This is a genomic window from Sphingobacterium sp. IITKGP-BTPF85 (assembly GCF_001006065.1).
Taxonomy (GTDB): Bacteria; Bacteroidota; Bacteroidia; order Sphingobacteriales; family Sphingobacteriaceae; genus Sphingobacterium; species Sphingobacterium anhuiense.
In genome coordinates, this window is sequence record NZ_ASZT02000176.1 from 1 (window position 1) to 9,160 (window position 9,160).

General features: G+C 41.3%; 10 protein-coding genes. 2 read left to right on the forward strand and 8 right to left on the reverse strand.

Going from position 1 to position 9,160, the window contains the following annotated elements; translation table 11 throughout:
- Nucleotides 1–17 precede the first annotated feature (17 nt).
- Genes L950_RS22425 through L950_RS28965 form a run of 3 tightly spaced genes read right to left on the reverse strand, consistent with a single transcriptional unit; the run spans nucleotide 18 to nucleotide 1,878 of the window.
- A complete protein-coding gene (locus L950_RS22425) occupies nucleotides 18–1,307 on the reverse strand; it encodes a FecR domain-containing protein (RefSeq protein ID WP_021187971.1) in 1,290 nt (429 codons plus the stop codon).
- A gap of 38 nt (nucleotides 1,308–1,345) precedes the next feature.
- On the reverse strand, nucleotides 1,346–1,690 hold the full coding sequence (locus L950_RS22430; protein ID WP_231577799.1) for an RNA polymerase sigma factor: 345 nt from the start codon (nucleotides 1,688–1,690) through the stop codon (nucleotides 1,346–1,348).
- Between the two features lie 35 nt (nucleotides 1,691–1,725).
- Nucleotides 1,726–1,878 (reverse strand): hypothetical protein, encoded by a 153-nt coding sequence (locus L950_RS28965; protein ID WP_021187973.1) that lies wholly within the window; start codon nucleotides 1,876–1,878, stop codon nucleotides 1,726–1,728.
- 295 nt (nucleotides 1,879–2,173) lie between these two features.
- Here L950_RS28965 and L950_RS22435 point away from each other — a divergent pair, with 295 nt between their 5' ends.
- Nucleotides 2,174–2,716: a MauE/DoxX family redox-associated membrane protein gene (locus L950_RS22435; protein WP_021187974.1), complete on the forward strand. Its 543-nt coding sequence runs from the start codon at nucleotides 2,174–2,176 to the stop codon at nucleotides 2,714–2,716.
- 15 nt (nucleotides 2,717–2,731) lie between these two features.
- On the forward strand, nucleotides 2,732–3,001 hold the full coding sequence (locus L950_RS22440; RefSeq protein ID WP_021187975.1) for a hypothetical protein: 270 nt from the start codon (nucleotides 2,732–2,734) through the stop codon (nucleotides 2,999–3,001).
- A gap of 58 nt (nucleotides 3,002–3,059) precedes the next feature.
- Here L950_RS22440 and L950_RS22445 read toward each other — a convergent pair whose 3' ends face one another.
- The 5 genes from L950_RS22445 to L950_RS27300 all read right to left on the reverse strand — a co-directional run.
- A complete protein-coding gene (locus L950_RS22445; RefSeq protein ID WP_156169816.1) occupies nucleotides 3,060–4,475 on the reverse strand; it encodes a TlpA family protein disulfide reductase in 1,416 nt (471 codons plus the stop codon).
- Nucleotides 4,476–4,592: 117 nt separating this feature from the next.
- Nucleotides 4,593–5,891 carry a RagB/SusD family nutrient uptake outer membrane protein gene (locus L950_RS22450; protein WP_197086642.1) on the reverse strand — a complete coding sequence of 433 codons (1,299 nt, stop codon included), beginning with the start codon at nucleotides 5,889–5,891 and terminating at the stop codon, nucleotides 4,593–4,595.
- Between the two features lie 87 nt (nucleotides 5,892–5,978).
- Nucleotides 5,979–6,197 (reverse strand): hypothetical protein, encoded by a 219-nt coding sequence (locus tag L950_RS27290; RefSeq protein ID WP_031286967.1) that lies wholly within the window; start codon nucleotides 6,195–6,197, stop codon nucleotides 5,979–5,981.
- 310 nt (nucleotides 6,198–6,507) lie between these two features.
- Entirely contained in the window at nucleotides 6,508–7,095 is a 588-nt protein-coding gene (locus tag L950_RS27295; protein ID WP_031286969.1) for a TonB-dependent receptor, read from the reverse strand.
- Between the two features lie 2 nt (nucleotides 7,096–7,097).
- A partial coding sequence (locus L950_RS27300) for a TonB-dependent receptor plug domain-containing protein (protein ID WP_156169818.1) occupies nucleotides 7,098–9,160 on the reverse strand: 2,063 nt, incomplete at its 5' end.

Here is a 9,160-nt window from a genome sequence, read left to right on the forward strand (position 1 = left end):
CTACAAAATGTTTATAATTACTCATTATGTTTCCTCCTTTCAGTCATTGCGATCTTATTCTTTTTATCATCTGGGCAGAAACTGAGCATTCCATTTTCTTCGTATAAAAGCACACCTGCATCTTTGATAGCACTATAAACCTCTTCTTTAGCACTCTGATAATGTACAGATGTTGTGATAAACTTATTCTTCGGAAGACAGTCCCATTGCTTGATTGTAAATCCTTCCCAGCGGCTCATTTCTTCAACAAAAGCACGCAATGGAATATTTTCATACATGCGGACTTTACGGGTCCACATTTTTGCCATTTCAAAATTCATATCCTCCATACGGAATAGCGTGTCTTTAGGCACACTGGATTTATCCAACCAGTCGGCCATCAGGACCCCAAGATCGCGAGGACTATGCAGTCTCTTACTTTTCTTAAGATTATACGCGTATAGATCTAACTTTCCATTATTAAGTACGATCTTGGTTGATTCTTTTACCGATTTAATCACAAAGTCACTCGAAGTCGAAGTCACTTTACCTTTCACAGTACTAACAATAAATGTTTTTTCACTGGTTGAAACATAAGCCTCACCTATCAAATCAATATAAGCTATATCCCTTTTCTTTATCGGGTAACGCACCCAGGTCTGTGCATTCATCCTGATACGCGTACCATCTTCAGTCTCCAGTACACATTGCTGTCTCGCTTCCGTGTAGATCTCCAGATTTGCGATCGTTGGCGTTTCATGATTCCCCGCCGTTCTCTCAATTTTCAACACCCCTTCTTTTGTCCTGCTGATCAATAAATCCCCTACCTGCTTGATTCTGCCGACATGATCAGGGTAAACTTTAATCCAGGTCGACTTACCGACAAGAAGCATACAGGAAGACTCCTCAGAAGGAATATCTCCATCATTAGCAAAGTGCAGACTGTTGTTTCCAGCTGGAAGAACATACGTAACCTCCTGCCTTAAAGCAAAATAAATTAGCGTAGCGAGTCCAAAAAATAAGAGTGCAGCCACGGAAACAGCCAAGTAAATTTTTTCTTCCTTTTGTACTTTAACCACTTTTTCCTTTTCGGCTTTTAAGGCTTTCGCTTTTTCGATGATCGCATCAACATCTGGTTGCCAATCCTGCAGAATACCTTTGGGCAGTTGTCCGCCCAGTCCCCGCAACACCTCAATAACCATAAGCTCATATTCATCTTCAGTATACCGAATCTTCTCACACTCCAACAACTTCTCTTCCTCCGCAGTTAGCTGTTCCAATAACTGCTGTTTGATTAACTCTTTTATATTGATATCTGTGTGTCCCATTGTGTATTGTTCTATTGTATGAATAACTCCATTAACTGTTACGACCAGCGCTTTAGTAGCTTCCTGATCTTCCTATTTGCAGAACTTATCAAGTTCCTGACGTGTTGAGGCGTGAGGTTATGGACTTTTTCCAACTCCTTATTATCCATTCCGTCCACTTTAGAGGCTATAAAAATTTCTTCTTCCCGTGGTGTAAGCTGTTTTACATGCTGCAGCAGTTCATCGAGCGTCTCTTTATAGACCAGATCCGTATCGGCCTGTTCAGAACTGCGTAGGTTTTCATGATCTTCAATCGGTTCTTTTAGTCGTATTCTTTCGGACCGAAGCGTACTAAGTGCCGTATTTCGGGCAATGACCATTATCCATGCAAAAGGATCTTCCAATTCCCCTATCTTTTTATGATCCGTCCATATCCCGATCAGGTAAGTTGATAAACATCTTTTACCAATTCATCATCATTCTGGATGCAACGGCTTATCTGCTTCACCAACTCAGGGCCATGTAGCTCCATGATAAGCCGAAGTCCCAGATCCGGATCATCAATTAATATTCTAAATGCTTCATTTACCATGTCTTAGGTTTTATGTCCATTCCTCTACTATCCCAAACTTTTTAATAAAAATAAAATACTTGACAATCAAGTATTTAACAACTACTTGAAAATACATACAGTACATTTCCCTTAGTTGGGATAGTTATATATAGAAGACAATAAATTTATAAACGGGTAAAACAAAGATAAGGAACAAAAACCAAATAATAAAATATAAATAACTGATTAATAAATAGTTGCGTAAAAAAAGCGACATGAAATCGAACTGCAGTAACTTAACGGGTTATTGGTAAACAGGAAAAATATAGCAGACATGAAAACAAGAACATACATCATTGACACAATTTCGGGGATCTATATTTTAGCATTCCTGTTTACAGCCATCAACAAATGGAGTGAGATGCCCAAATTTTTAGGCCAGATGGAGCGTATGCCCTTTTGGGACTGGCTTGCTGCACCAGTAGCCTACGGGCTACCCACCACAATGGGCATTATCGCATTATGGCTTGCATTTGGCAAACAGCGAAAGATAGCACTATCCATCGGTATAGGTTTATTGGTCATCTTAGGTGTATACATCATACTCATTTTAAACAATGTATTTGGCACAGGATATCCTTGTTCATGCGCAGGGTTGTTTGATCTCTCCTGGAAACAGCAACTTTTCCTTAACGTGAGCTTTATCGCAATAGGTTTGACAGCATTATACCTAATGCGTTCGCAGGAGGATAAACCGATGATCGTAATCTATCCTCTGGTAGACAACATGTACAAAAAGCTCAACAATAGAATACTTAATATTTCCAATACAGGTCAATCTCGACAGCCTGATAAAATAAATGGAGAGAACAATTAACTTAATTATACGCCTATGCGTACATTCAAAACGGTAGTAGCTGCCTTAGCTATGGTTGTTGCAATTGGGAGTGCCATTGCAGCAGGACAGACAACAAAAGCACCAACAGTTTTCATTGACAATGGAACACCTAATCCAATTCCGGTAGATCTAGCATTGAAAGATGCGCCCGCAGGTACACCTGGAGCATGGACATGCAGTGAAACTGAGCTAACCGCCTGTTATTTTCATGATAGAGGGTTAACTGATGCTTCACCAGAACGAGGAGAGTATCAACCACTCTAAGTCACTATTTTCCAAATTCGAAACATAAGGCGTATTCAAGGAATACCGCCTTATGTGATTAAATACCTCTTAATGCTTTATTAACTAATCCAGATATATTCTGAAGCGTTGGATAAACATATGATGAAAGGATATTTCCTTCCCTATCAATCAATAGAAATCTAGGATATCCAATAATATTAAAATACATCGTCATGGGATGCCTAGATCCCAATCCATTTGTATAAAAATTTAGTGCTGAAGGATGCGTGTATTTACCACTTTCTATACTGTTTATCCATTTCATTCTATTTTTATCTATTGATATTGAAACCAGTCGAAAATCGGACACGTTCTGCATTGAATCTAAATAGGAATGCAGGTGACTAGATAGCAGAGCACATGCACCACAGCCCGTATACCAAAAATCTATTAAAGTTATTTTTCCTTTTTCAGGAACAAAAGTTTGAACTGTTCCAGCAGTATTGATCAGTTCAAATGCTGGAATTTTGGCTCCAATACCTCCACGATATAAACTAAGGCATACCAGACGATTGAAATAATCATCTTCTACATCCTTACACGCTTCCTTTAACAATTCACTATCATGATCCATGGCACTATATCGTTGTACAGTCATCACCAGCATCTTATCTCTTAACAGTCCACTATAGTTTTCCCTGATATAATGATATACCTCACTTTCATTACCAAAGTAAAAATTATGACCTCCTCCCCGACTCAAGGCATGTTGGAGATGAATGACATCAAATTGATATTCAGCGAAATTCTGTGCATAGGCTTTTAGTTCCGAATCTACTGTGTCCGGTTCAAAATCATGGTACATTTTTTGAAAGTGAGCAATATAATGTGCTTTCAATAAACTATCTTTTGCCCCTAAGGTCGTAGCAAGTATTGAGATAGTCCTGAGCAACATACGCTGTCGAATACCCAGAGCGTCATACTTCAGCATCCGATATTCTGCAGGTGTTAATCTATCTTTATGCATTTCGATGTAGTAAAGTTTTTCCTGATATAGGGAGTCATGTTGCGCCTCTAAAATAGCCAGTTTTCCAGAGCCATCCTCTCCACCCAGTACTTCCTTTATAGTTCCCTTAAACAAGGTTTTCAAAACGAAACGATCTAATGCCCACCTCACATTGTATTTCTCAGAGCCCTGCCCAGAAAACGTTACACCAGATTTTCCTACATCAAGCGTTATTTGGTCATTCGGTAATGCTAAAAACAGATTTCTAACCTCTAAAAGTCCCATTGTACGATCTTTCACATACAGATATATCCCCAGATTGAAAGGACGGTTAGCATTGATCGGAATATCACTTTCATATTCGAATAGACCGTCAATAACCGGAACAACAATCTTTTGGAAAGAGTTGATCGATAAAGGAAGATAATAGGTGTGCAATTGGAGCTGTACACTGTCGCAATCTTCAATATGAATTCGTCCACTGATTTTAAAGTGATCACCCTCCACATACTGGGCAGCAAGCAAAGGAGACAGGTATCCAAATAGATGTATTATAAAAATAAGAGATACAATCGCCTCTTATATATTGTTGAATTTTTCATTACTGATTGTGTTAGTTATTTATTAGCGTTTATTTTGCTCCATACCAGACAATTCGATCTCGGCATCAGGAATCGGAAGGGCATACCTGGGGTCGTCTGGTTTAAGTTCGTAACGGTCATCTTTAAGTTTTCGTGTCAATACGATTCCACGTCCTTCTAGATTTAATCTCCGAATATCACTCCAGCGTAGCCCCCTTAATATCAGCTCTTTTCTCCTTTCCAAAAGAATCTTGTCCAACAGTACAGCAGGATCTGAAAAGGTAATCGGATTGAATGTCCCAGATTTATAACGCTTTACAAGTAGTTTATTCAAATCCTCCAAAGCTCCTATTGACTGATTCAACCTAGCTCTACACTCTGCTCGGACCAACAATAGTTCCGAGGTCGTCATTCCACTAAAGAACTGTACAAGTCCAGCATATGATCGGTTCATGCGAATGCGTCCACTGACATTCTGAAACCATAGTATCTTTCTTAAATCATTTATGTCGTAAGAAGCATATAGGTTTGAATCCACATGTAATGTTCCAGACGTAGTGGAAATATGTGAAATCCCCGATATCATCCTACTTTGCAAAATCGTCTCTGGATTGTTAGCAGGAAAAGGATTGATCTGTGTAGGACTTATCCCATTATAATCAATCAGGTGATCATAAGTAGCCAATGCACTATCTGCATAATGCAGCGCACCTTGATAATCGCGCATCGACAGGGAGAACCTTGCCAGATAACTCCATACCGTTAACTTGTTCACGCGCAATTTATTCTCTAAAAAACTTTTATCCCTGAGCAGGTTCATTGCACTTTTCATATCTGCCATAATTTGGACATAAGTCTCCGCTAGCGAACCTCTTTTGGCAGGGATACCAACCTCCGGACTACTTTTAAAAGGTATCCCCTGTAAATTTGTCGCCGTTGCTTTGTCATATGGCATGGCAAAAACCTCGGCAAGATTGAACAGTGCCCTTCCTCTCAAGAAATAAGCATTCCCCATTATTGAGCGGGCTTCATCGGACAATGAATCTACAGTGCCTACCCTAAAGGCTTCGAGAACGATGTTGGCATAGAATATCTGCTGGTAAGGTACATCCCAATCTTTAATCGCAAAAGCCTGTCCTTCATAAACATCCTTTGCCCAGATATAAGCATTACGTTCTTTCGGGTTCATAGCCAACCAGTCTTCATATTTAAAATAATATTCATCAGATGACTGTGTTCCCAATAAGGGCGTCTCAAATACAACTCCTTCATTATCCAACAGTCCCCTTAGCTCTTCCAAACGTGTGGGTACCACAATACTGGAATTTGTTTTTTTGTCCAAAAGTCTTGGTACAAGACGCATGCATCACACCCAACACAACCAGTGCTATTAAACAGCTGTATCTAAATCTATTTTCCATCTTTTTAACTAATTAAATCCAATACTTAACCCTAATGCCAATGAGAATGGTGGCGGTGTTTCTCTGAGGAAGTCTGGATCCAGTACGGTATCACTAGCTTTCCATAGCACACCAAGATTATTCGCATAAGCAAATACTTTCATCTCTCCTAACCAAGAATTACCCTTTGCTTTTATTCTGTAAGAAGCCTGCACATCCTGCAAGCGAATATGATCACCACGTTGCACATGCACTTCAGCATGGCTATAAAAACCTCACGGTTATTGTTTACAGGATAATAGAATGCAGGAACATGGGTACGACTCTCATCCCCAGGCTGTTGCCAGCGCCGTTCATATCCTAGTTGTAAAGGAGTTCCACCAGCTTCGATAAGCAACGTACGATAAGATAACGAAGGGGCCTTAAAGTAAAAGCCGAGCTTATAGGTGACATTAAAGGAAAGCTCCACTCCGCAATACTCGAAGGTATTGCGTAATGCACCGAATACACCAGCCCTTCCCCTTCCAGAATATATAATCTCACTTTCATCGGTCACTCCTACAAGACGAGTATAGTCCATGGAAATCTCATCATCTTTATACCCACGGGTGCACCCGTTTGTGGATCAAGTCCGGCCCATTTTAGCGCAAATATGGAATTGTAAGGTTTCCCCTGGTAAGGATATGAAAAATTATTCTGCACATATGAAGCTGGACTCGGCGGTCTTCCTAAATATTTCGTCACCCGATCTTTGGCCAAGCTCAATAAAGCATTGGTATTCCACCGCAAGATTCCAGTGCTATTTATACTATTGAGCTGCACATCCAGCCCATAAGTGCTCAGATTGGCATTATTACCTTTGAACTGAGTAATGCCCGCACTTGGTGGTAAAGGTCTGTTCCCCATCAGATCTTTTCCTTTTTTTAGAAAATACTCCACACTGCCAGACAGACGTTGATTGCGAATTCCAAAGTCCAGTCCAATATTGAGCATGCCGATCTGCTCCCAGCGCAGATCAGCATTGGGAGGATTTTGAACCGTGAAATAATTCGCTCCATATCGGTTGGCCATAGGCCCAACTCTAGCTGTAGTATAGGCCGATACGCTCTTATCTACATTGCCATTATAGCCGTAGGTAGCCCGCAACTTCAGGCTCGCAATGCATCAATACCATAAAATGATTCCTTGCCGATATCCCACAACAGACCGGTAGACCAAAGTGGTACGCTCCGCTGATTCGCATTAACACCAAATAAATTAGAAGCATCCTTCCGGGCACTTCCACTCAACGTGTACCTTCCATCGTACGTATATGAAAAATTACCAAAGTAAGACACATACCGGTCTGAAGCAAAACTATGCTCAGCAAGATTTTGAATATTGAGTTCGCTACCAGTGGGCAATGTTGGGTACGTATTTACCAGATCTACAGCGAGGCTCGTCGCATTCCGTTCATCATAGCCATACAATCGTGAGCCATCCGTCTGGGTCGCAAAATCCGACACCTCTGCTCCTACTAATACTACCAGATCAGATTTATCCCGACGGAGCTGGTACTCTGCCAATACCCGCACATTGTGCGACACATATCGATCCGAATTACGATCCAAGATAGCACCCTTCGGGACAGCATGCTTCAGTACCTGACCACCAGCTAGATCCAACATAGTAAACTGATTGACCATATCCCTTACAAAATAGCTCTGCGCATCATTAAACTTCTCAGTTCGTTCATTGCCACTATAGTATTGGTACAGCAAAGTTGTGCTAAGACCTTTCATCGGGCTATATTTCAAAGTCGACCCGATCCGATAGTCGACCAAGTTAATTGTATTGCTTCTCAAGTTCAGCTCGTCCAAAGGCCGAAAAAGCCAATCGTCCAACATGCCCTGTCCTGCCGTATCTGTATAGGAAAAGCTGTGGGTAACAGGAATGGGCAGGGCATTTCCTGATTCATCAGCCAATCTAGCATACAGATAAGGCCAAGCAGAGAGTGCCGATTCAGCATTGCTGCTCCTATCGGTCTTGCGCGTGCTCAGTGCAATCGTGGAACTGAGTTCCAGCTTATTCTCAATCAAGGTATAATGATTGCGATTAGTAACGGTGACACGTTCCATACCGTTACGTATCCGGTTTTCCTGGTTATGGTCATACCCCACACTAAAATAGTAACGAATACGCTTAGCGCCACCAGAGATATCCACTCCGTAGCGCTGATTGACACTTGGCCGATAAAAATATCGATTTAGATCTTTACGCACATCATGGCTGGCCAAACGCTCTAATGCTGCCTGCGTTTCTGTAGCGGATAATTCGCCATTTCGTTCCTTTAAAAACAGTTCTACAGCATCCGACAGCGGTCGTCGCGGATTACTGTTGATTCTACCGTTAAAAAGCCCTTTATTAAAAAGCTGACGCTCCACTTCGATGTAATCCGTATTGCTCATCCTCGGATAATAATACAGATCAGGTTTTGCTCCAATATTGACCGAAGTAGAAAAGTTTATGGTCGGGGGGCGATTAGCATTACCTTGCTTAGTAGTGAGCACAATGACACCATTCCCTGATCTGGCTCCCCAGATACTAGAGGCAGCAGCGTCTTTCAGTACAGTGATACTCGCGATGCTATTTGGATCGATATTATCAATATCCCCTTCATAAGGGAAATTATCTAAGACAATCAGTGGCTTGGTATTCCCGAACAGCGTACTTCGCCCACGAATACTGAGCGGAGATTCATTTTCCCCAGGCTGGATACTCTTATTAAATACCAGACCACTTGTAACGCCCTCTAATCTATCGATGATATTGGTGGATACGCGTCTATCCAAGAGTTCCCGATCGATGGTCACAAAACTTCCGGTCGCTCTTTCTTTTGGTATTTTCTGGTATCCTGTAGACACCACTTCTACCTCGTCAAGTTGATTTTCGAAAGTACTTAGTTGCACATGCAATGATGAGTCTACAGTATAATCCAGCTCTAGGGTTTTGTAGCCGACAGAGGTGAACTTCACTTTGCCGGTACGCTGAACTACAGCAATACTGAAAGAGCCATCTTTCTTGGTCGACGTCTTCACATTGTCTGCTTCAACACGCACGGATACAGCCTGTAATGGCTTCTTATCTACAGCAGAAATAACCGTTCCCTGCAACACATAATTTTGCTTCCCTTGACTTTGGGCGGATACCGATCCGAACGTTATCAACAACA